The sequence below is a fragment of the Prevotella merdae genome, from assembly GCF_900290275.1.
Taxonomy (GTDB): domain Bacteria; phylum Bacteroidota; class Bacteroidia; order Bacteroidales; family Bacteroidaceae; genus Prevotella; species Prevotella merdae.
Map to the genome: position 1 here is coordinate 58,416 of NZ_LT985324.1, position 22,976 is coordinate 81,391.

The following is a 22,976-nucleotide window of genomic DNA, read 5'->3' on the forward strand; positions in this document are numbered from 1 at the left end:
CTTGTATTATCAATAATACTTAGAGTGGTCAACTAAAATCGTTAAACCACATATATTTAAAATAATGGGAAAAAGAAAATCAAATTTTATAAATTCAATAATCCATTTTAATAAAAAGGAACTGATATTTGAGGATTGTGGTGAGACTATTAGCTTCTCTGTTTTGAAGGATTTTTTAATCAATAGATACAATTCATTAGATGATAATTTAGCTAAGTCGGTTCTGATTAGATTAACAAAACAATCAAAAAATATCAAGGATTTAATTGGGTAAACGTAAAAACATAGCCCATTTTTGAAGTAGTGTAATATAAACTGTGTTAGGCTATAATATTATAGTTTAACACAGTTTATTTGCATTTTATCTTTCCTTCCTCAGAATGTAATTCTTTCTTTCCTCTATTTGGGGGTCATTGCCAAACGAATCTATCAGAATAATATGGTTGCCATCCCTCACCTTATAGAAGGTATGTTCACCACTTGAAGGATGCACAAGCATCAGGATGTTGTAGTCAAGCACTTGGAAAGAACCTTTTAACCTTTCCTGCTCGTTCTGCTTTTCATTGTATGACTGTATCAACAAATAGGTACCATCAGCATTTAATGTGAGTGTTGTGTCAACATAAGGCGGTAATACACCGTAATATGTTCCAGTAATAGAATCCAAGCTGGCTCTATTTTATAAAGCATATCATTCGTTTTTTATTGAAATATATGCATGTCGCCAAGTTTTCTATGATTATTTAAATATAGCGTAATACGTATAAACCATTGAAAGATCAGTATTTTGAAGTAATGCAGCAATTCTATGCAATAAAATCAAATGTCAATCGTTCTTTAGATAAAACATAAAATAAAGACGTATGAAAGTATCAACAAAACAAGGCTATAAACCGCCTTAAAATTCGTCAGGGCTTATCAGAGGATATTTCCCTTGTATCTTTGAAATCTTTTCTATGTTCAGGCTACCCATACCAATGGCAGTGGCAAGACCTTGAAGACCATCCAGAAGAGCGGTCCTGACGGTGATATTACCACCTCGTTTGAGTATGACGGCATACAGCGCCTTGTCCGTGTCACCGACACGGAGGGCAATGTAACGACCTCTACTTACGACATGGGTGAAATGTGAATGAAAGACCTCAAACTGTAAATGTAACCATAAAATGAGAAATCACATTTGTTTAATTACGCTTTACGCTTTTACCTATATTTTATACTCTTGCTCTATGGAGCAAGAGTATAATTCTTTCAATATAATATATTGTAAAGAAGTTTCCTCAGGATTACAATATAATAATTCTTGTGGAACGATAGAATATAAGGGGGAGAAATATACTATAAAAAAGAGTGTTTATTATGTTAAAAAGAAACTGCAAAATGTAGATGTGTATAGGAGTGATGGTATAATATCCTATACTAAAAGTGAAGTAGAATCTGATAAAAAACTCGCAAACTATTTAGGGATTCCTTTGGTTAGAATTGTTGTGATTAGTAAGGATAAACTTTTGGATAATAATACATTATTTTCTTATGAAGCAAAAGGAGATTCTATATTTGTTAATCAGGCAAAAAATCTTGTCATTTACGTAAATTCTATTCAAAAATAAACTCTATGGGGAGTTTTTTATTATGGTTCTACAAGAATTAGTGTGTGTTAACGAGAGTGTAAGCTAAACTGTGTCATGCTATCACTGTTATAGTTTAATGCAATTTATTTGCATTTTGTTCAGTATAGTTTTCCCAATAATGAAGATTTATACTATTTTTAGTTTTACGCAAAGGAAGATATTTTTTTTTATGGGTACTCAAATTATCCTAAATGTAAGTTTGCACTAAATAAATGAGAGGGGAATAGATTAAAGTTGTATTTCCCTCTCATTTAGTTTAGTTTGTTTCCCAAAACACTATTTGGAGCTTTTGATAGCACGTTTTATGCTTTTTGATTCTTGCAAAAGTTTATTGGCTATACTATCTTTGTATGCTGCCATTTCAACCATTTCATAGTGATGACGAACAGAATCCTCATAAGCAGCAACACGATTTCTTACATCATCAATAACTTTCTCATCTCGACAAACAGAGAAAAACTTCTCTATGTAGCGAATATTCGGGTCGCCGGATGGAAGCGCCATTTTCAATGCTCGATATTTCAAGTCTGCCTCCTCCCAATCTTGGTGCTCTCGCCATTGGGTGAGATTGCCCCAAATGGAGAGGACAAGAGACAGAGCCAAGCTACCAATGAAAAGAAGAACTTTCTTTGAGGTTGGCTCGAAGCGATGGGTTACAACCTTCTTTTGAGGTGAATTGTTCAACACTTCAAGTTTGTCCTGCAATACCTTCGAGAAAACATCATTCTCTTGTCTTATCTGCTTGACTGCATCAACCAAGAACTTGCTTCGCTGCTCATTTTTGCCAAGTTCAACCTTAATAAGGTCAGCAAAAACAACAATGGCATCTCTTAATTTGGATATTTTACCTCTGACTTCCTCTTCCTTGGTAAACATCGCATTGATTGACTTATCCAACTTGGTTATGTCATTACTTGCAGGAACGTTTTCTGCTCCTGCGTTCTTTGTGGAGGCAGAAAGTTCATCGACTTTCTGCTCCAATCTCTCAACTGTGCCGTAGATGGCTTCCAATAGTTCTTCTTTCATGTTCGATTCTATTTTTAAGTTTGTAACTTGCATCAAAGGCTGAAACCCTTTCTGCGTTTTCTCTTTTTCTTCTTGGCGGATTCTTCCTCTGGGAATGGCTCATAAGTTTGGGCATTAGACGGAGCGAACAAGCCGATGGAAGAAATACCACTCCAAGGGTCTTGGGTATGTTCTGCCGTTGGTTGAGTCGGCTCTACTTGGTGACAACTTGGTTGTCCTCCCTGCATAGATTCGGCTCTTGGCGATACACGATTATACTCTGTGCCAAGTCTTGCATCCAACTTGACAAAGCTGTATTCTCGGCTAATCTGCGTACCCTTGAAGCTATATCCATCCTTGCTGAAACGGATGCCTTGTACCTTGGTTCTCTCCTTGTCCTTATAGACAAGCTCCAAGCGAACACCTCGTTTTGCAAGTTCATTCTTGAACTTCTGCCAGCTATCTGCAACTTTTAAGGCATCTTTGACAGCATTGTGAATCTCGTATTTCGCACGCTCCGCATTGCGCAATTTGCGAGTGCTAGTCTTGCTCTTGTCAGTTCCGTAGGTCAACCCATACTTGGATTTTAGAGCCTTGGTCACTTGCTCATTACGCCTGTAATCGTGGGCTTCTGATATGAGTGTGCCCTCATTATTGATGCGGTTATATACGATATGGCAATGTGGATTGTCCGTGTTGTGATGCCTTACGATAATGAATTGGGTATCGTTGATACCCATCATTTGCATGTATTCAAGGGCTATCTTAGCCATGAAATCATCCGTCAAACGTGGCTTGTCCTCGGACTTGAAACTGAGTGCAATGTGTCCCACAGGCTTCTTAATCCTTGAATTTAGCTGCCTCTGTAGCTCGAAACTTTGCGTCATCTCGGCATTCGTGCCGAGTAACACACCATCGGAAGCAAGGATTTTAGCCTCGTCCTTCCCTGTCACATAGCGGATACAGCCAGCAAATGAGCAGCCTTTCTTTAGCTTGCCTATCATGTGGTATCCTCCTTTCTGCTCATTCCGCATGGCTCCGATTTTGGACTTGCTTGGCGATACTCGCCAAGGATTTCTTTCAATCTTCTCAACAAGTCCACCACATATACATGGGTTTCATGGAAACCTCTCTGATGCGACAGCTTGGTAAGTTGGTTGAGGTTGTTCGCCATGCCAATGAGATTCTTGGCGATGGCTACCGTCTCTGCATTATGTCCGCTGACCACCACGCCGTTCAAGGCGGACTCACGGATGTACTCCGCCAACTTGCAGTTGGTTTTTCTCGCCCTCAGTCTCAAAGCCTCGTAGCTTGGCTTCGAGAACTTCACCGTGACAGACTTCGACAACTTGCGAACCCTGCCCGTGGGCGGTCTTCCGCCCTTTCTCTTGTCTTGTTCCTGTACGTTTGTCATTCGATACACTGTTTACAGTTGGTACACTCACTTTCTGCGACCGTCGGGAGCAAAATTCCTCCGCCCTCATGGTGGAGCGAGGCGTTTTGGGGTTCCCAAAACATAACCTCGCTCCCTCTCAGAACACGTTAGTTGGAACTACAGCCTTTCAGCTATCCACGTCCAAGGTCGCAGACCTTAATTCTCACAATTTGCGCCAAGCCTCGAAGTCCTCTTCATAAAGGCTTAGGTGGTGGCGCACGATGTTCTCGATGATGCCCGATACGNTAGTTGGAACTACAGCCTTTCAGCTATCCACGTCCAAGGTCGCAGACCTTAATTCTCACAATTTGCGCCAAGCCTCGAAGTCCTCTTCATAAAGGCTTAGGTGGTGGCGCACGATGTTCTCGATGATGCCCGATACGCTCATGCGCCTTCCTCCGAGGATGCGGACGACACGATCAAGACGGTCTCGTACATCGGAACTAACGAAGACTGGCTTGCGGTCGTCAATCCTTGGAACTTGGAGGAAGGTCTGCTGATACTCCTCCAATGTCGCCTTGCGCTGCTTGCCACTGATGCGCTTCTGCGGATTCGGTGGCGATTGAGCCTCGTTCGTTGATGTTTCCTCTCTATAGGGAGTTGTTGCAGCAACTTTCTCTACAATTGCTCTCAACTCTGGGTTCTCTACATCATCATAGAGAGAATTACAACTACTTGGATTGGCTTTGTTGCCATACGTAGATGGTTTAACAAAATCCAAATACTCTTTTTCCATCAGCTCCTTTTGCTCAGGAGCCAAGACTACATCTTTTGTTCTTGCCATAGCTTATGCTGTTTTATTTGTTAGTATAGTGGTCACGGTTTGCACCATTGACCGATTGTCGGGTGCAAAGTAAGTGTACTGAGTGCAGCCATGCAACTGATTGGGTGTAACGTGGCAATTTAGTTGTGGCTTGCTTATTTGCATACCGAGATAGTTGTGAGAACTTCAACGTATTTCTCAACTCATCATTGTTCATGCATTCGTTGCAGTCGTGCAAGTTTTTCTTGTTGTTTTTGGCGTTGAAGTCGGCAAACCCCGGCAACATACTGCCACAGAAATTGAAAACGCTTGTTTTTAGATTGCCGTGCCTTATCTTTGCACTCACAAACGTGGAGCACAGCATATGCGTGGAGCTTTGCGACATATAACATAGTATTAACTTAGAAAAAAGAAAAGTATGGGATTCATCGTATTCGAGGAAGAGGCATTCAACTATCTTGATGCCCAGTTGGAGAACTTCGTGAAGCGCATGGACAGAATCCGTGAGCGCAGTGAGGACAAGACCATGAACAAGTGGCTCGACACGCAGGACGTGTGTCAGACGCTCAACATCTGCCCACGGACAGTGCAGACGCTTCGGGACAACGGAACTTTGGCTTATACGCAAATCAGCCACAAGACCTACTACAAGCCGGAGGACGTGATGGCTATCGTAGCAGTAGTGGAGGACAAGAAAAAGGACATGCGCTTTCGCAAGCGCACAGGTTAGGCAGTCAATATACAACAGCCACTTTATCCAATGCAGCAAGTAAACCGAGTAACGTAAGTATCAACAATAAAACGAGACAACTATGAGCAATGAAGTAATGACAAGAAACAGCGAGTGGATGAACCACATCGTGAACCACCTCAACCGAATGGTTGACAATTTTGAACGTGCCGTGATGAACTACCGCCCCATGCTTGGCGGTGAGCGCTTCATGACGGACAAGGAGCTTTGTGCCAGGCTGCAACTGAGCCGAAGAACCCTGCAGGACTACCGAAACAACGGTGTCATCCCGTATATCCAGCTTGGCGGAAAGATACTCTACCGCGAGTCCGACATTCAGAAGATTCTCATGGCTAACTATCGTGAGGCGTACCGAATGAAGGGCTTGTAGGAGAAATGCATGTCCTTGATGAGTGGGTGAAATGAACAAGGCGACAACGTATAACTCACCGAGTGTGGCTGTTATAGGTTGTCGCCTCGTTTTATTGGCTATACCGAGTTGTTCGTGTTTGCCGGGTATCATTTGTGTTACCTGTATAAATCTAATACCATGCTAAAACACACTGCGGTGGTTCGCCCAAGTGGCTGGAGGCGCAAAGCCTCCAAGGAACGTTGCTTTATGGCAGGTCTATGCCATTGCATTCTCTGTAAAGATACAGACCAGTTTAGTGCGGCTTGTCTGTCTGCCGATGACGGACTGCATGATGAACTCCCGAAAGGCTCTGCTCTCAATGCTGTCAATACGGAAGGCTACCGCAATGACGAGTTCAAGGCTATACACATCATAGCTGATGCGGTCGTTCTTCCTGACATGATGGCGTACACCCTGCTCTTTCAGAATGCCGTCCTTGAATACAGCCTTGACAGCCTTGCGCACATAGCAGCCGAACACATTATACATGTCGGCAATCTCCTGCATGGTCATCCATACAGTATCGGTCGGCATGGATACCGTTCCGCTCTCGCTGATAGTTATAACTCCTCTGTTCATTTTTCGTCCTCCTTATTTCTCTTTTGGTCAGCTTCTTTTGTTTTTCTGCGTTGCATCAGTTTGTCCATGTCTATGGAAATCTTGTTATCGGTGATAACGGCATAGATTTGGGTGCTTCGCAGATTGGAATGTCCCATCATCTTGGCAACGCTTTCCATTGATATGCCCGAAGTAACCATGTTTACTCCGAATGTATGTCTTGCAACATGTGCGGTAAGGTTCTCATTGATACCCAAAGCCACACCGAGTGAATGAAATTCAAACCACATGGAATCACGTGAAGAAAGAGGGAAAACAGGTTTGCTATCATCCGCTGTATTGTATAGCGACATTATTTGTTCAGCTATCGGGTGCAAGGGAATGAACGCTTCGTTGTTGGTCTTTGCTCTTTTCTCACGGATGTATTTTCTACCGTCTGCCGTCATACCGATATGGTGTGGATACAGGTTACGTAAATCGACATAAGCCAAACCTGTAAGGCTGGAGAAAACAAACATTCTTCGTGCCAACTCCAAAGCCTTATCCTCCATAGGAGTCTCCATAATGAGCAGCAAGTCATTTCTGGATATATGTCTACGCTTTGGTGAGCCTTTCTTTTCATATCCGACATCTTCCAATGGATTGAATTTCAGTAGACCTCTGTCAACAGCGATATAAACCAAGCGTTGCAACCAACAAAGATTATGGTTCGTATTGGATGCACTATACCCTTTGCCAATCAAGAACAACTTATAAGATTTGCCAAATTCCTCAGTCAAATCTTCAAATGCAATGTCATTCATTCCTCGTAACCCGATGAACTCTCGCAAGTTGAGCTGCGATGTCTTAGATTGGCGATAAGAAGATGTTGAGTTAATACGGATGGAGCGCAGCCTAAGGCGTTCACGCTCCTCCTCGCCAGTGGCAAGCAATATCATCGGGATAGTATTTGCATCAACAATAACATTCTTCAGAATCTCGGCGGTAATGATGCCCTTTTCCTTTGTTGCCTGCTCGTAGGCTTCGTCAATTCTTAGTCTGAACGCTTGCAGTTGTCCGTTCACTCTTGCATTCTTGGCTTCACCTTTTTTCGTGTCCCATTCTTCGGGAGCACAGTAAAGACCTGTTGCTATGGCTGACACTTTGCCGTCAATCGTGATACGGCAAAATATAGATGTGGTTCCGTCTGCCTTTACTCTGCCACGGTTGATATAATAAAACTGCTTGTATGTACTTCTCATTGTTATGTTCCTTTCTTATTTTGTGAAAATATTACAGGACAAACTTGAAGTCCTTGTTGGCTTCGATAAACTTGTCCATATCCTCAAATAGCTTTTTCGGGGTGACACGTGCATAGATTTGCGTGGTCTGAATGTTGTTGTGACCAAGCATTCTGCTGATAGTCTCTATCGGAACACCTTCTTCGAGCGTAACGAGCGATGCGAAACTGTGCCGTCCAACATGATAGACCAAATCCATACTTATGCCAGATAGTACTCGGAGACTTTTCATATTACCTCTCAGCACTCGAAATTCCTGTGGCGGTAAAAGAGTAGGTCTTGTCGGGTCTTTGTATTTCTCCAACATGGCAAGCGCCTCTGGCAGTAACTTCACACGTGCAAGCATCTTGTTCTTCTTTCTGTGGTATTTCAGCCAAAGGCTGCCCTCCTCGTCACGAAAGAGGTTTTCTTCCGTGATAGAAACAGTATCGGCGTAAGCCGTGCCCGTATAGCAAGCGAAAAGAAAAAGGTCACGGGTCAAAGCCAACGATTTTCTTCGCTCTGGTATTTCGAGGTCACGAATTTTCAGGAAGTCCTCACGTGTCAATGCCTTTGGTGGATTCTCTTTCTTTTGAGGTAGCTTGAAGTGCATAAAATGATAACGCTCGGAGTGTCCTGCCTTGAAAGCTATTCGGCAGGTCTTCTTCAAGATGGCGAGATAGTGGCGGACTGTATCAAGTGCAAGACCTCTCTGGTCCAAGCAAAAGTCCATGTACTCACGGATAAACTGCTCGTCAAGCTCACCGAATGCCACATCGTCAGTTCCATAACGCTTCTTGACGAACAATCCCAATGTCAGGCGAGTGTACTGGTAGTTTGGCAGCGTGCCTTTCTTGTAGTCGATGCCGATTCTTGACTCAATGTCCGCAATGATGGCGTCAAGCTGCTTCAACAAGGTCATCTGAGTGTCTGCACTGCATTGAAACAGATCCTTTATCGCCTTTGCGTCAAAATCCGTCTTGCGCTCCACAAGTGACTCGTAGGCTGAGTTTATTGCCAGCAACAGCTTGTCAATCTTGGCGTTCACTTCCACAGCCTCCTTGCTCTTGCCGTCAAGTCTGCTCTCACGTGGATTCCATAACTTTGGCGTACATGACAACTTGCAACCGAACTGCGCCATTGTTCGGTTGAGGGTGATGCGTCCCATGATGGGAGCCTTACCGTTCTTGTCCAATCCGCTCTTTTTAAGGTAGAGCAGCACCTTGAATTTTTCAACTTTCATCTGCTTACTTTTTAGTTTGCAAAAATAATCAATCAGTAAGCATTCTCCGTCATTGAAAGTTGTGCAGAACTGTGCAACAAACACTGGTGACAAACTATTTGTTTTTCACCTCGTTAGCAGTGTTGGTTTCGGTAACTGACCGCTAACGGTTTGGTAACTGAAATAACTCAATATCCTGCTCGGTTTTGCTTTGCAGCCAATTGGCAGAATTATGAAATATTGCTCATTCTCAACCACTTGCAGTTCATTTCTCTCATCTTCACTTTCCGTTGCTTTTGCTTAAATTGTGCAAAGACGTCGCCATACTTTCGCCAGTACCGTTACGCTCGCCAACAACATATCGCTTGAAGTCATATCAAAAATGATGGGGCATACCAATACTCGTATGACCAGTCGTTACGCAAAGTTGATTGATAAAGCGATAGGTGAACAGATGGATAAGATAGCTGACACATTCTAAGTTAGTTTTGCATTTGAAACCAACGATGCATAATATGTTAAACTTTATAGAATCAGAAAAATATATGAGCAAAATAAGAATTGAAACGAAATTTTATTTGTTATTTTGTAGCTGTGATAACAGCTATGTTATTTTATTTCAGGAGCATCCGCCTGATTAAACAAAGGAAAGACGTTTTAACGCAAGTATGTCCTACTGCCAGTGAAGGGAACAGGATATTTAGAGTTAACATGTGTAACAAAAAAGAAATGCTTATGGTATAAAAGTGAACAAGGAGTAGATGTATATAAATATGATTCTATCAATTTTGTAGATGACTACTCTCTGTGAGCGAACAAGAAAATTTGTTTGTGCAGTTGGAGAATATTATTCACGAGGATAAGAAGCTCACTCCAAAAAGTGTAGAAGTTCTTAATAAAATCCTGTCTCCAAGAGGTTATAAAATTGTAGCCAATCCCATAAGAGAAAGGAAATTTACACAAGAACTCGCATTAAGAATAGAAACAATGTATTATGAATTTAAAACAGATATAAAAAATGCAGGAAATCATAAGTCGGAAAGAATAGTTCGTGATAGGTATTTCCAGTTGGTATATGCTATTCTCCAACGAGAGAAATTTGGCATAGCAAATGATAAAAATAAACTTATCAATATCTCTTGCTGTAGATTTGCAGCAATGTATCATATTAATCGCAAAACTCTTGCTGAAAATAAATGTCGGGCAGATTTATATGTAATACAAGGTGATAAACTTAAAGAACTCAAACCGATATATGATGAGATAAGAAAGAGAATTATTAATTTATGATTTATAGCTTTTAAAGGCTTGGAGATATGTTTCTCTGAGCCTTTTTTGTAGTACGCTCGGCATGAGCATTGTCTAACGGGTGAAAGTCCCGAGCAAGCCCTAATAGCGGGAATTGCATAGTCAAAGGCAAGGGTGTTCATCGCGAGATGAAATCTGAAGGAAGCCCAAGACAAACATCTGACCTAACGGACAGAAACTTCATATAAGGCATGTGACCGTGGGTGAGGTTGCTATTCAAACCAAAGCCCAATAGCTATTCGGAACGGTCGGTGTAAATGAAGTAGGTATAAGATGGAAAGACAACGCCCTTATCCGAGGAGGTCTCACGGACGCTTCAAATAGTTGTTTTTACGAAAGAAGTGGAGTAAAGCTTGCCGTGAGAAGTCAGCAGACGTCATAGTAGTGCAACAATCGATAACGTTGCACGAAGGGCTGAACCTAACAATTAAACGATAGTAATTGAAACATACCTTATGAAGGAAAGAATGCAGAAAACATTATCCCAAGTTAATGGCTGCCCCCAAAGAAATAGGTCGGAAACCGAATGGTATGGGGGAGTGCAGACCTTCATGTGGATGTGTGAAGACAACATCGTGGAAGTACCATTCGACAAGGAACACCTTTTCGAGCAAATTCTTAGTCCCACAAATCTCAATCGAGCATACAAAGCAGTTATGAGAAACAAGGGCTGTGGTGGTATCGACAAGATGTCGTGCGAGCAATTGTTCCCATGGCTCCTGACCAATAAGGATGAACTCACCCGTTCCTTGATGGACGGTTCTTACCGTCCGAACCCAGTAAAAAGGGTAGAAATACCCAAGGACAATGGCAAGATGCGCCTGTTGGGAATACCTACAGTAGTAGACCGTCTGGTGCAACAAGCCATCAACCAAGTATTGACTCCCATCTATGAGAACCAATTCTCCAAGACGAGCTACGGCTTCCGTCCGAGAAGAGGATGCCATGACGCACTACGAGGAGCGCGAAGGATAGTCAACGAAGGCTACATATATGTAGTCGACCTTGACCTTGAACGCTTCTTCGACACGGTGAGCCATAGCAAACTCATAGAAATCCTCAGCCGTACGATAAAAGACGGCAGAGTGGTCAGTCTTATACACAAATATCTCCGAAGTGGTGTAATGAACAAAGGTTTGTTTGAAGCGAGCGAGGAAGGAACTCCCCAAGGCGGTCCGCTAAGTCCATTGTTGAGTAACATAATGCTCAACGAATTGGACAAGGAACTTGAACGCAGAGAACTCCCCTTTGTGCGCTATGCCGATGACTCGATGATATTCTGCAAGTCCAAAAGGGCTGCAATGCGAGTGAAGGAGTCTATAACCCGATTTATAGAGAATACTCTATATCTCAAAGTCAACAAGGAAAAGACCGTAGTGTCGTATGTGCGCGGAGTGAAATACCTCGGCTACTCCTTTTATGTGATGAAAGGCGAATGCCAACTCACGGTGCACCCAAAGTCCAAAGCCAAGATGAAGTCAAGGTTGAAAGAACTGACAAACCGCAGCAATGGATGGGGATATGCCAAGAGAAAGCAGAAGCTGAAAGAATACATACGAGGTTGGGTCGGCTATTATCACTTTGCCAATATGAAGCGTCTCTTGCTTGTAACAGACGAATGGTTAAGACGTAGAATACGCATGTGTATATGGAAAGCTTGGAAGAAAGTCAAGACAAAAGTGGCAAACCTCATTAGATGCGGTATCAATAAATACCAAGCATACGAATGGGGTAACACTCGCAAGGGCTATTGGCGAATAGCTGACAGCCCTGTTCTAAAAAGGGCGATAGATAACAATAAACTACGCTCCGCAGGGTATGCTACTTTAATGGAGGCGTATCTCGAATGGTATCCAAAATAGGAACCGCCGTATGCGGAACCGCACGTACGGTGGTGTGAGAGGTCGGAAAACGAAAGTAGGAAGAAAACTGCTTCGGAGGGCACTGAAAAAGTCCCTTGCGATATATTTATCAATTATAATCTGCACATAATTTGGCTATGTGCAGATTTTTTTGTACCTTTAAGGAATAAAATCCAAGGTACTTATGCTGTCACAACAACAACTTCCACTCAGTGAATATAGCTCACTTTATGATATAGTCGTCCCCCAGGACAACCTTCTCCGCCGTATTAATAACCTGATAGACTTCAGCTTTGTCTATCAGGAACTGGTCAATAAATATTGTCCTGATAACGGCCGTACAGCTGAATCGCCCATTCGTATGTTCAAATATCTTCTATTGAAGACAATATACGATATATCTGACGTGGATGTTGTAGAGCGTTCCCGTTATGACATGTCGTTTAAGTATTTTCTTGATATGACTCCTGAGGAAGGCGTTATCAATCCAAGCAGTCTTTGTAAGTTTCGCAGATTACGCCTGAAAGACACGGATCTTATGAACCTGCTTATCAAAAAAACTGTAGAGATAGCAATAGAGAAAGGAATCATCACATCAAAGACTATTATTGTAGATTCGACTCATACAAAAGCCAGGTCAAATCCGTATTCACCAGTTGAGATACTGAAACTCCGTTCGAAGCAACTCCGCAAGGCGCTTTATGCCATGGATGATAATATAAAGGAAACACTTCCGGCTAAGAATGAAGACGATGACCTTGTTCATGAGTTGGATTATACCAAGGACCTTCTAAATCATATCACCTCGGATTCCTGCCTTTCGGAAGTGCCCGCAGTAAAACAGCGACTAAATATGCTAAAGGAGACGCTTGCGGACATAGAAGACCACTATACAACCTCAAAGGATACAGACGCACGTGTTGGGCATAAGACAGAAGACACGTCGTTCTTCGGTTACAAGACTCACATCGCAATGAGTGATGAGCGTATCATAACTGCTGCCACAGTCACATCTGGCGAGAAGGGTGACGGGCCTCAGTTGGAAGAGCTTGTTGAGCAAAGCAGAAAGAACGGAATGGAGGTTGACACGGTTGTTGGTGATACCGCATATTCTGGCTGCAAGAACCTCAAACTGGCAGAAGATGAAGAGAGGGGATTTCGTTTGGTGTCCAAATTACATCCGTCTATTAGTAGTGGATTTAGAAAGAGTGAAGACAATTTTGATTACAACAAGGATGCAGGCATGTTTGTTTGTCCTGCTGGCCATATGGCAATCAGAAAAGTAATAATGGGAAAGAATAGGAACTGGAATCAATCCATGACTTATTTCTTTGATGTGGATAAATGCAAGACTTGCTCACGAAGAAACGGATGCTACAAGGATGGAGCTAAAAGCAAGACCTATAGTGTACCTATCAAGAAAGGAGAACATAAAAGACAACTGGAGTTTCAGAAGACACAAGAATTTAAAGAAATAGCCCGCCAGAGATACAAGATAGAGGCAAAAAATTCGGAGTTAAAACAGGTATACGGCTATGATAAGGCATTGTCGTATGGGCTAGATTGTATGCAAATGCAAGGTGCAATGACAATATTTGCCGTAAATATCAAAAGAATATTGAGACTAAGCTAAGAATAATTAGAAGAATTATACACTTGTGACATAAGTGCCCTACATCCTCTATAAGGCTGTATATTAGACCATATCAAAGCAAATTAAAAGCAGATTGCAAAACCGACATAATGTTTAATGCAATCTGCTTTTTTATTTAAAAGAGTGGAATAAAGTCTTAAAGGGCTAACTTTTTCAGTGCCCTCCTGCTTCGTTTTCCTCCTACTCGATTATTCGGGTACTTTCTTTTATTTCTGAAGTCAATCCATTTTTGGCGTTCTGTTCCGAATCTGACAGCATTGTTGTGATAAGCGTATAGCACACGTTTTTCGATGTCCGATTCTGAAACGGCAATCGCAGGGTCACGAGTGTAAAGATATGTCAGTTTCCATAACGCTGCGTCATAATGCACTCCGCATAGGCATAGTTGGGTTGCCTTTTTTATTAACGAGTTGTTTCTTTTGCCTATTATGTAATCCTCTGGATGTTTGCTCCAACTATACTTGTCGATGTAATCCATAAGTGCCTTGTCTTTCCATGTTGCTTGAAACAGACCATTCATCATTACCATATTCTGAGTCATTGGAGAAACACCTATGAAGCCTTTGCTTATAGCTTTCTTAATTTTTGTCTGTTGCGTTATATTAGGTGCATACTCAAAGTGAAAACTCTTTGATTGTGGATAGAAGAAACTATCACTATCGTAAGAAAGGAATGTTGCACGAGACAAGTCATGCACCCCTTTGTCTGTATACGGAATGTTGCCAAATGTTTGTAGAAGTTGGACATACAGATTCCAATGAAACTCCGGATGCACATTGTCATGTTTAACCAATACCTTATAACCATTTCCAGAAGGTGAAGTAAAAAGATAATATGTCAGAGGATTGCAAATAAGCATTTCTCTTACTTGCGCCATTTCGCTTGTCGGTATATGGTCAAAGTCCAATGCCGTAACTTGGTTATATACGGCAATGCCATCATCGCAACGATGTGGAAAGACACCATTCACGGTAATGTTTGGTAAATTGCTTTTTATATATTGCCTTTGCTTTTCATCCGATGCACTGCGTAAAGCGTCAATCTTCGACTTCATTTCATTAGAGGCTATAAGTTCTCTTAATTGCTCAAAGGACACAGGTGTATTAGATACTGTAGTCCAAATGTTAGGGTAAATGCTAAAATTCATTTTGCTTTTATTAAAAATCCGTTTGTTCTTTTGTTAAGTCCTGACGATATTTTGACATCTTCAAGATTGAAATATTCCTGCAAATCAATAGCCTTTGCAGTCTTGTTTATATGACAACGCCTGTATATTTCTGTCAGAGTATCTTTAATGTATTTCTTAGAGTATCTTTCGCCAATTACAAAAGATTTGGTTATCTCTGGCATCAGTAAATACTGTTCTTTGTAACGCTCATAGTATTGCTCCAATAATGACATATCATAGTTGAAGGTTTTTAAACCATCCGAGCCATAAACATAATAATAGTTGTAGTATTTACTTGAAATGCTGTGTATGCCATTAGAGTAAGCAAGCAAATCTGGATATGCGTCAAAGAATTGCGCAAAGTACATCATCCTTGTATTGTCATCTTCAAGTCTGTAAAACTCGTCAATAAACGACAATAGTATTGGAGGCAAATTTGGATTGTCTGCCATTTCAAAGCCATTCCTGACAATGACACTTTGCACACTCTCATGCTTTACATATATTCTGTCTCTCATTTCCCATGCGTGTTGTTCCGCTATCAAAGCATTTACACAATTCTTGGCAATTCGTTCTCTTGTCAAAGGGTCTTCAAAGATTACGCCATACGGACATATATCACGCTTCACTTCCGTTGCTGCCAGTGCGCCTTGTGACAGTTTGTTCCATTCGTTGCAGATGGCTTCAGATTGTCGCCATTTCATTTCTTGGTCAGCATAGAACTCTTCTCGACTGGTTGTAGTGCCGACAGTTGTCTTTACATAAATCGTGCATCTTTTTCTGAAATGGTTTTCTGCTAAACGCTGCCGTCCTACAATCTGAACCAAGTCCAAGGATAAATCCGTACACATAGACTTGACATTTGAGTCTGCAAACACATAGGTACTGGCAGATGTTGAATAGAAGTCCACTCCAAAGTATGAACACTTAGAGCAAAATGTATAAGTACAATGCGGTTTGCCTTTCAATGGTATCTTACCAAAACCGAAACCATTTCCGAGTCCTTTGATTATTTTTTTGTTCTTGCTGTCATTGGCAACAAGAATATTCACATCGGATGCTTGCAGTTTATTTTCGGTTATGACCTTTGCTATATCCCTAACGTTGTTCACAAAGAATATAGCTTCCGTGCTTTCATAGCAAATACCATTCTCAATGATGGTATCAAAGAAACCATCATTCCTGTAACGGATTATAATCTTGCCTATCTCGTCAACAGTTGAAGTCATCGGGAGGTATTGTGTCTGTACTTTCATTATCTTATTTTCCGACCACTCTAACTCTATATAAGGCAGATTTTGTAAGAACTCCATTCTGTCAAGATATTCTTCCAATATAGGAGTTGCCGATATATACCATACATTTTGCAGTTTATAAAGAAGCGATGACACCCTTTCTATGACATCTGGTTTTAATGTGTAGTCTTGGAAACAGGCTTGATGTTCATCTACAACATACAGAAAGTCTATGCCAGAGTCTTTAAGAATAGGATATATCGTAGGTAGAGAATCATACGTTACTATAACCTTTGGTACGGTTTTGTATAGAGTAAATGGATTTTGCCAAGTTATGTAGTTACGCAAGTTCATAAAAGTTTTCTCATTTTCTTCTTTCTGCTTTTCTCTATCGGTCTTACAACTCGGTCTGAAATAAAAGTATGATTCATGTTCTTTCTCCATTTGTTCAACCTTGTTCTCTGCCAAATATTTTCTTGGAACACACAAAACGGTTGGAATGTTATTGTGAAGTGCCCAGTAGGTAAGTCCACAGCCAGGATATTTCTTGTTGATGATAACCTGTCCTTGTGGAATCTCGTTTTCAAATCCTACCCAATCTGAAATGTAATTTACATTATTGGGTACATGAATAATTTTCTTGTTCATATTTATATATGTGTAATGTTTAAGTTTAATGCCACTTCGTGACAAACAACAAGGATAAGAATTTTAGACTGTCCTATTTTTACTATAAATCCCTTAGAAGCTATATAACAGAAAAAAGAGACACGTAAAGATAAAAAAAGGTCTATCTGTCTTTCCTTGCAATCCTCCGTAGGAGGGTTAAACACAACGCTTAGTATTGCATTTGGTAAAGATTTGGGCTATTTTACAAGCCCAAATCAAATACTTCATAAAACTCATAATAGATGTTTGCACCTTGTTCATTACACCGATGCCAGTTAAAGCAATCAACAAAAGACTTGTAAGCCTCATGTCCTTCTATTCCGTTTTCTTTGGCTCTGTACGCAAAGAATCTTGCTGCCGCAATAATTGAGTTACTTCGCCTCAGATTGAAATGCTGCATGACATCTTCTTTCAAATCGTCAAGTGTTGTAAACGCTGAAAAATCAGGTTTCATTGCGTTATAAGAATCGTTGGTTAATTTTGTTGTTGTTTTGAGATTCTTGATTTCTGGCCTGAAATGAAAAGTGCCACATTTGTCATTTATAATCAACTTGTCGTCAAACGATATAGTGGCAGAGCAATAGGTACTTTCACTATATGCGCATATATCCCATGAGCGATATGACTCTGCCATATTTGCTATTTCTTTTTCAATATGTGTGCAACGTGTCTTATGCTGGCTTGGATCTGTATTGTCGTGCTTGCAAATAAGTAATGCACATTCGTTATAAATATCAGCATAAGCAGCATACACAAATGGAATCTTCTTTGCGAACTCGTCTCTCGTCTCATTGCCATCGGCAAGATAGCCATTACAAAAGTTAGGAACTGTAACTGCTACCATATTTGAGTACGACAGGAAGCAGTTGTTTTTGATGACACCTGAGTAGTTGACCTTTGGTATACCACTATGGATATAATTCCATTTATCAACACCAGAAATCTTTTCACCTTTCTCTTTATAGCTCCTATATTCGTCACTATTCATAATGTTAAAGAGTACAGTTGACATATCCGTCTCTGTTGCTTTGTTGTCTTTCGGATTGATTATTGTTATCTTATCCGATAAAGTAATAATAGTATTTTTTACTTTTTCCATATTATTTAAAATCCCTCGTATTGTTAAATCGGAAGTATAGAGGGCTATCAACTTCCAACAATAAAGATTTTGACGGTTAGAAATGGCGTTTTTTGACTTTTTACTCTTGACAAAGAAGAAAGAGACCAAGCTATAATGCTTAATCTCTTGTGCTTTTACGTAACACTTTTTCTTGTGTTTAAGTGATTTACCTATCGAAAAAGGTAAATCGCAAAACTTACTGACATTCAGCCTGTTTTGTGCTACTTTTACCTATATTCAAAAAAATAGTACACCCCTATAACTCATTCAAACCCCATATATGCCATTATTTTGTTTTTAGGTAAAAGGCATTATGAGTTTGCTCCAATAATCTTAATCTCCAGATAATGTTTGCCAAAGTTTATCTTTATGTCTTTAGCTCCCTCAGACAGGCGTTTAAGGAAGTGCCTTTTAATGTTGTCATCAGCAGCATACCAACTTCCATTGTATGCTATCAATCCCCAATAGCCATCATCCAATCCGCCAAATACCTTCGGAAAGAAGCACTCCTCCGTCAGTCCTGTTATAAGTTGGCAGTCTTCGTTCTTTATCCAACCACAATCCAGATAGCTTACTGAATTTCTCTTGAATAGGATGGTGGCTGTATTGGTGCATGGATTATAGTCATACGCAACACCCTTAATGTCTATCTTGGGATATAAAGCAATCGCCAAGAATGATAATTTGTCAGACAATTCTTGATAGTCCTTCTCAACATCCGTATCAATGTCGTAATTCATAATCGTAAGTTTCATTGCTTGTCCTCCTTTATTTTAGTTTTTTGTGAAGTTACATAAAGAGTACAATCGAACTCTTTATTAAGATAGTCTGCCAGGCTCTTGTACGCATCCACCCTCTTTCGGTCACGAGGCATAAGCTCCAATGCAGATTTCAAGTCCAACACGATAGCTTCTCCTGCAACCAACGAGTAGCCTGCATCTTTCAATGCCTGTATATCGTGCATGAACTTTGACTTGACTACTTTATGTTCCTCGGCAGTAGTCTTAACCTGTTCACTGGAAGTTACTATACTTCGCTCCCCAGTGACTATTTGAAATAGATTCTTAAACATTTCACATAGATATTTAATACATAAGTAAGAAGTTTAAAGTAGTGGAGGTGAGTTTTATAGCGTTTTTCGCCATTCTAATAATTACGTCTGCAAAGACTTAATACCCTTACTTTTGACAAGTTATTAATACTTATTAAATAATATTAAAATATCAAGATAATATTCTTGATAAACTTTAAGCATAAAGAAGGGATTGCCAGGTGATGAATCTGGAACAACATGAACTTTAGCTTAGGCTTGGATTACGGTACTCAAGGAGCTACTATTCTACAGGTCGGGCTATTGCTTGAAGTATTACGATGAGGTCAAAACCAAGGTGTTTTGAGCCTCTTTTTTTTCTTTCAATTTTAACGGAAATATCTGGCTTTCAAAGCCTTAGATATAGAATATAACTTTTTTAACAACGTAAAATATCAGAAAAAAAAATGAACATCAAAAAAACTCTTGTGATTAGCTATCGTGTACTATGCGTAGCTGTCACTTTAATCGAAGCTACAGATTTAACGAAGAGTGTCTGGAGCAAGTACAAAAACAAGAAGTCGGTAAAGTCAACAACAACGCCTACCGACACAACAAATGTCGAGACTGTATGTGACTAAAAACGAAAGACTCGACACAATCATTACCCTTTTAGAAGCTATAACATTTTTCTTCAAAGGGTGGAAAAAATTATCGGGAGCAACCAGTAAAATTAAGTCTGGTGGCTCCCATAGTTCTAACTGTTCAAAATGTAATAAATATGAACAAAACGAAATCAGAACTTATCATCAGAGCAATTAATAAGAATGGCTCTGTTAAGCTCGTGAGAAACATGAAGGCAAAGATTATACGCTTTCCTTTCTTCCCACGACTAAGTTACTTTACAGTTTGCTAACAACTTCAAAAACAATAACAACATGAAGAAGAAAGAAGCAACTACAGCCGTGATTGTTCCTACAGCAGGGACTATCACATCAGACATAACCTTGGGTCTCGAAAAATCAGATGATATAATCGAGGCTGAAGTTATTGAAGAAGAAGATTGGGGTGACAACCATCCTAACTTCATTGAAAGCAATACTCAGGCAATCACGCTTGAAGAGTTGCAAACTAAGAACGTAATTCCTACTTTCTTTGACGGAACACTTACTCTTTCACACCAGAATTTTATTGGTGCTGTAAAAAGCGTTGCCGAGAAAGTATTTGGAGAACTTACACCTGTTGAGTGTAGAGTATCACATCCTATTATCGGAAGAATACCATCAGCTCAACACAAGAAAGCAAGTGAATTGACAGATGCAGACAAGACCGTATTTTATCAGAGATTGGCTTTTTGCTGCCATGTCAAGAACCTTACAAAAACTATCAATGGTCAATTGGTTCACCTTTGTATTGGTGGAGTGAGGGGCTATAATGAGGACAAACTCTATAACCGTCCAACCGCATTAAAATTCAAAGTATTTGTCGGTTGGCAAGTAAGAGTATGTTCAAACTTAATGCTAACCTGTGACGGAAACTCAGGAACCATAGACTGTTTGACAGAAGCAGACATTATGCAGAAGTCATTTGAACTTTTCAATGGTTTTAACCCTCACAAGGACGAAACATTAAAGCTCTTGGAAAATTTGCAATCAACATCTATCTCCGAAGAGTTATTCTGTAAGATTATCGGTAGAATGAGACTATACCAGTTTCTTTCACCGTCCGAACAGAAACAACTGCCATCGCTGACTATCGGTGATCAAGCCGTAAATGCTATGGTAAAAAACTATGTGTCTAATCCCAATTTCGGTAAGAAAGAGGGAGAAGATATTACTACATGGAATCTACTACAGCTCGCTAACGAATCTGTAAAATCCGCTTATATAGATAAGTGGTTAGATCGAAACCAGAACTGTACTGATTTTGCTTTAGGAATCCAAAAAGCCCTAACAGGTAAAGACACTGAGGGCTATTCTTGGTTCATCAACTAACATCCTTCTCTCTAAAAGTCTGGAAACTAATAGACCTGGATGTTTGAGAGATATACATTTATCAACGAAAGAAGATATTTGTGTATCTCTCTTTTTGTTTATCATTAGTATTCACAACAACTTAAAAAATACCGCAATGTGTAAATTTAAGAAACCAGAAATTCCTGCTAATATAACAGCAGACGAGCGTAGAGCTATAATGTTCAACGCTTTATCTTCTCTCGACCTTAACGATAAATTAGAGAAGCGAGAGAATGACAAACTCAGTTATTTATCCTGGGCTAACGCCTGGGCAGAATTTAAGGCTGCATACCCAAGTGCTACCTACCAAGTAATTAAGAATCCCGAAACTAAATTACCTTACTTCACAGACCCAAATGTTGGCATCATGGTATTCACTGAGGTTACAGTTGATAACCTTACTCATTCAATGTGGTTGCCTGTCATGGATGCAAAAAACAAGGCAATGAAACTAACTCCTTATACATATCAGGTATGGGACAGTTATAAGAAGGCTTACACCGAAAAGACGGTTACAGCAGCTACAATGTTTGATATCAACAAAACGCTTATGAGATGTTTAGTGAAGAATCTTGCCATGTTTGGACTTGGACTTTATGTCTATGCTGGTGAGGATATTCCAACAGACAATACAGCAGACGGACAGAATGACAGTACAACATCAACTGCCAACACTACAAAGAAAGCGGCAACAAGAAGAACTGCCACTAAGACAACTACCACGGCACAGCAGAAATCCCTCGACAAGTATGCAGGGATTAGAGCAGCCGTGAATTCTTGCATTAGCCAAGACCAACTTGCAAGCCTTTACTATCAGCACCAGAATGAGGTAAACGGCAACGAGGAGGTCAAAGCTATCTTCACACAACGTAAACTCCAACTTCAACAAGCAGCGTAACTATGGCAAAACGAATAGAACTAAAGAACTCTGGTGTCTTTTTCAATGAAGAGGCGCACGAGTATTGGCTTGGCGATAAACAGCTAAGTGGAATCACAGGGATGTTTCAAAGACAGCTATTCCCTGATGAATTTAACGGTATCAGTGAGACTACTCTTAATGCAGCAGCGGAATATGGTACAGGAGTCCATTCTTCGATAGAGGACTTCGATAAAAACTGGATAAACGATGGTACACAAGAGACAGTCGATTATATCAAAATCTGCAAGGACTATGGATTGACGCATGAGGCATCCGAATACAATGTGACAGATGGCAAATCATGGGCATCCAATATTGACAAGGTATATAGAGTTTCAGATGATACCTTTTCCTTGGGCGATATAAAGACTTACGGACAGATGACAGCAGATAAACTTCAAAAGGCTCGCTGGCAACTTTCAATTTATGCTTATCTCTTTGAACTTCAGAATAAGAAGGCAAAGGTAGATAAACTCTTCATCATTCATCTTCGTAACAAACAGAAGAAAGATGGAAGTTTCGACCACATATCAGAAATCATCATCCTCAGTCGTATTCCCCCTGAGATTGCAAAAGATCTTCTCGACACAGACCTTCGAGGTGAGCAATTCAAGAATCCTTATGCTATCCCCTATGAGTGGGCATCACAAGAAGAGACAATCCGTGAACTTATCGAAGCCAAGAAATCAGCAGAAGAGCAGTTGAATATTATCAAAGGCAAGCTCCTCTCTGACATGGAAGAGAAGGATGTGAGGAGTTGGGCAACAGAGACAATGAGAATTACTCGTAAACTCCCGACAACTCGCAGCAGTTTTGACTTGAAAGCATTTAAGGCTGATAATCCTAATATAGATTTGTCTGCCTACATGAAGACCTCAGATGTGGCAGGGTCTCTAAGCATTGCCATATAACAACCAGTATTTACAGAGCTGGGGAGATTATCAAATACAATAGATTTTCTCCCTGGCTTTTTTGTTTCAC

General features: G+C 40.4%; 26 protein-coding genes. 13 read left to right on the plus strand and 13 right to left on the minus strand.

The features are described from left to right. Positions 1 to 64 precede the first annotated feature (64 nt). Complete coding sequence (locus C9991_RS16980) at positions 65 to 274, plus strand: hypothetical protein (protein ID WP_106811807.1); 210 nt, start codon at positions 65 to 67, stop codon at positions 272 to 274. 87 nt (positions 275 to 361) lie between these two features. On the opposite strand, the gene C9991_RS06560 is transcribed toward C9991_RS16980, so the two are convergent. Further along, positions 362 to 667 carry a copper resistance protein NlpE N-terminal domain-containing protein gene (locus tag C9991_RS06560; RefSeq protein WP_106811808.1) on the minus strand — a complete coding sequence of 102 codons (306 nt, stop codon included), beginning with the start codon at positions 665 to 667 and terminating at the stop codon, positions 362 to 364. A gap of 327 nt (positions 668 to 994) precedes the next feature. Between C9991_RS06560 and C9991_RS06565 the strand changes: the two genes are divergently transcribed. Together C9991_RS06565 and C9991_RS06570 are read left to right on the plus strand one after the other, a co-directional pair. Then, positions 995 to 1,132, plus strand: a complete 138-nt coding sequence (locus C9991_RS06565) for a hypothetical protein (protein ID WP_106811809.1) — start codon at positions 995 to 997, stop codon at positions 1,130 to 1,132. 34 nt (positions 1,133 to 1,166) lie between these two features. Then, complete coding sequence (locus C9991_RS06570; RefSeq protein ID WP_106811810.1) at positions 1,167 to 1,610, plus strand: hypothetical protein; 444 nt, start codon at positions 1,167 to 1,169, stop codon at positions 1,608 to 1,610. Between the two features lie 297 nt (positions 1,611 to 1,907). Here the strand turns inward: C9991_RS06570 and C9991_RS06575 are convergent, their stop codons facing one another. The 4 genes from C9991_RS06575 to C9991_RS06595 form a co-directional block, all read right to left on the minus strand. Next, positions 1,908 to 2,657 (minus strand): hypothetical protein, encoded by a 750-nt coding sequence (locus C9991_RS06575; protein ID WP_106812766.1) that lies wholly within the window; start codon positions 2,655 to 2,657, stop codon positions 1,908 to 1,910. A gap of 32 nt (positions 2,658 to 2,689) precedes the next feature. Continuing rightward, entirely contained in the window at positions 2,690 to 3,640 is a 951-nt protein-coding gene (locus C9991_RS06580; protein WP_106811811.1) for a relaxase/mobilization nuclease domain-containing protein, read from the minus strand. Next, positions 3,637 to 4,050 carry a plasmid mobilization protein gene (locus C9991_RS06585; protein ID WP_106811812.1) on the minus strand — a complete coding sequence of 138 codons (414 nt, stop codon included), beginning with the start codon at positions 4,048 to 4,050 and terminating at the stop codon, positions 3,637 to 3,639. The genes C9991_RS06580 and C9991_RS06585 overlap by 4 nt, the downstream gene beginning before the upstream one ends. A 322-nt stretch (positions 4,051 to 4,372) precedes the next feature. Next, positions 4,373 to 4,855 (minus strand): DUF3408 domain-containing protein, encoded by a 483-nt coding sequence (locus C9991_RS06595; protein WP_106811813.1) that lies wholly within the window; start codon positions 4,853 to 4,855, stop codon positions 4,373 to 4,375. Between the two features lie 397 nt (positions 4,856 to 5,252). Between C9991_RS06595 and C9991_RS06605 the strand changes: the two genes are divergently transcribed. After that, a complete protein-coding gene (locus tag C9991_RS06605) occupies positions 5,253 to 5,564 on the plus strand; it encodes a helix-turn-helix domain-containing protein (RefSeq protein ID WP_008656559.1) in 312 nt (103 codons plus the stop codon). Positions 5,565 to 5,646: 82 nt separating this feature from the next. After that, complete coding sequence (locus C9991_RS06610) at positions 5,647 to 5,955, plus strand: helix-turn-helix domain-containing protein (RefSeq protein WP_008145366.1); 309 nt, start codon at positions 5,647 to 5,649, stop codon at positions 5,953 to 5,955. 237 nt (positions 5,956 to 6,192) lie between these two features. On the opposite strand, the gene C9991_RS06615 is transcribed toward C9991_RS06610, so the two are convergent. From C9991_RS06615 to C9991_RS06625, 3 genes are read right to left on the minus strand one after another with little or no spacing between them, the layout of a single operon-like run. Beyond that, complete coding sequence (locus tag C9991_RS06615; RefSeq protein ID WP_106811815.1) at positions 6,193 to 6,555, minus strand: virulence RhuM family protein; 363 nt, start codon at positions 6,553 to 6,555, stop codon at positions 6,193 to 6,195. Further along, complete coding sequence (locus C9991_RS06620) at positions 6,552 to 7,775, minus strand: site-specific integrase (RefSeq protein WP_106811816.1); 1,224 nt, start codon at positions 7,773 to 7,775, stop codon at positions 6,552 to 6,554. Before C9991_RS06620 ends, C9991_RS06615 begins: the two co-directional genes overlap by 4 nt. 31 nt (positions 7,776 to 7,806) lie before the next feature. Beyond that, a complete protein-coding gene (locus tag C9991_RS06625; protein WP_106811817.1) occupies positions 7,807 to 9,036 on the minus strand; it encodes a site-specific integrase in 1,230 nt (409 codons plus the stop codon). 786 nt (positions 9,037 to 9,822) lie between these two features. Here C9991_RS06625 and C9991_RS06635 point away from each other — a divergent pair. The 3 genes from C9991_RS06635 to C9991_RS06645 all read left to right on the plus strand — a co-directional run bounded on the left by C9991_RS06635 (position 9,823) and on the right by C9991_RS06645 (position 13,818). Next, positions 9,823 to 10,305 (plus strand): hypothetical protein, encoded by a 483-nt coding sequence (locus C9991_RS06635; protein ID WP_106811818.1) that lies wholly within the window; start codon positions 9,823 to 9,825, stop codon positions 10,303 to 10,305. Positions 10,306 to 10,778: 473 nt separating this feature from the next. Then, complete coding sequence (ltrA, locus tag C9991_RS06640) at positions 10,779 to 12,185, plus strand: group II intron reverse transcriptase/maturase (protein WP_106810824.1); 1,407 nt, start codon at positions 10,779 to 10,781, stop codon at positions 12,183 to 12,185. 184 nt (positions 12,186 to 12,369) lie between these two features. Next, entirely contained in the window at positions 12,370 to 13,818 is a 1,449-nt protein-coding gene (locus tag C9991_RS06645; RefSeq protein ID WP_106810833.1) for an IS1182 family transposase, read from the plus strand. Positions 13,819 to 13,975: 157 nt separating this feature from the next. Here C9991_RS06645 and C9991_RS06650 read toward each other — a convergent pair whose 3' ends face one another. From C9991_RS06650 to C9991_RS06670, 5 genes are all read right to left on the minus strand, one after another. Beyond that, the gene (locus C9991_RS06650; protein ID WP_106811819.1) at positions 13,976 to 14,986 is read right to left on the minus strand and encodes a BT4734/BF3469 family protein; all 1,011 of its coding nucleotides are present in this window, start codon (positions 14,984 to 14,986) and stop codon (positions 13,976 to 13,978) included. After that, positions 14,983 to 16,890, minus strand: coding sequence for a DEAD/DEAH box helicase family protein (locus C9991_RS06655; RefSeq protein ID WP_106811820.1), 1,908 nt, complete (start codon positions 16,888 to 16,890; stop codon positions 14,983 to 14,985). Before C9991_RS06655 ends, C9991_RS06650 begins: the two co-directional genes overlap by 4 nt. 223 nt (positions 16,891 to 17,113) lie before the next feature. Beyond that, the gene (locus tag C9991_RS06660; RefSeq protein WP_106811821.1) at positions 17,114 to 18,010 is read right to left on the minus strand and encodes a hypothetical protein; all 897 of its coding nucleotides are present in this window, start codon (positions 18,008 to 18,010) and stop codon (positions 17,114 to 17,116) included. 332 nt (positions 18,011 to 18,342) lie between these two features. Continuing rightward, positions 18,343 to 18,786, minus strand: coding sequence for a hypothetical protein (locus C9991_RS06665; RefSeq protein ID WP_106811822.1), 444 nt, complete (start codon positions 18,784 to 18,786; stop codon positions 18,343 to 18,345). After that, the gene (locus C9991_RS06670; RefSeq protein ID WP_198643764.1) at positions 18,783 to 18,995 is read right to left on the minus strand and encodes a hypothetical protein; all 213 of its coding nucleotides are present in this window, start codon (positions 18,993 to 18,995) and stop codon (positions 18,783 to 18,785) included. The genes C9991_RS06665 and C9991_RS06670 overlap by 4 nt, the downstream gene beginning before the upstream one ends. Positions 18,996 to 19,528: 533 nt before the next feature. Between C9991_RS06670 and C9991_RS16670 the strand changes: the two genes are divergently transcribed. The 5 genes from C9991_RS16670 to C9991_RS06685 all read left to right on the plus strand — a co-directional run bounded on the left by C9991_RS16670 (position 19,529) and on the right by C9991_RS06685 (position 22,906). Next, positions 19,529 to 19,702, plus strand: coding sequence for a hypothetical protein (locus C9991_RS16670; protein ID WP_157949389.1), 174 nt, complete (start codon positions 19,529 to 19,531; stop codon positions 19,700 to 19,702). 140 nt (positions 19,703 to 19,842) lie between these two features. Continuing rightward, positions 19,843 to 19,977, plus strand: a complete 135-nt coding sequence (locus C9991_RS17155) for a hypothetical protein (protein WP_255414787.1) — start codon at positions 19,843 to 19,845, stop codon at positions 19,975 to 19,977. Between the two features lie 22 nt (positions 19,978 to 19,999). Next, positions 20,000 to 21,055 (plus strand): DUF3871 family protein, encoded by a 1,056-nt coding sequence (locus tag C9991_RS06675; protein WP_106811824.1) that lies wholly within the window; start codon positions 20,000 to 20,002, stop codon positions 21,053 to 21,055. Between the two features lie 136 nt (positions 21,056 to 21,191). Continuing rightward, positions 21,192 to 21,974 (plus strand): Sak single strand annealing protein, encoded by a 783-nt coding sequence (locus C9991_RS06680; RefSeq protein ID WP_106811825.1) that lies wholly within the window; start codon positions 21,192 to 21,194, stop codon positions 21,972 to 21,974. A gap of 2 nt (positions 21,975 to 21,976) precedes the next feature. Continuing rightward, on the plus strand, positions 21,977 to 22,906 hold the full coding sequence (locus tag C9991_RS06685) for a hypothetical protein (protein WP_106811826.1): 930 nt from the start codon (positions 21,977 to 21,979) through the stop codon (positions 22,904 to 22,906). The last annotated feature ends 70 nt before the right edge of the window (positions 22,907 to 22,976 follow it).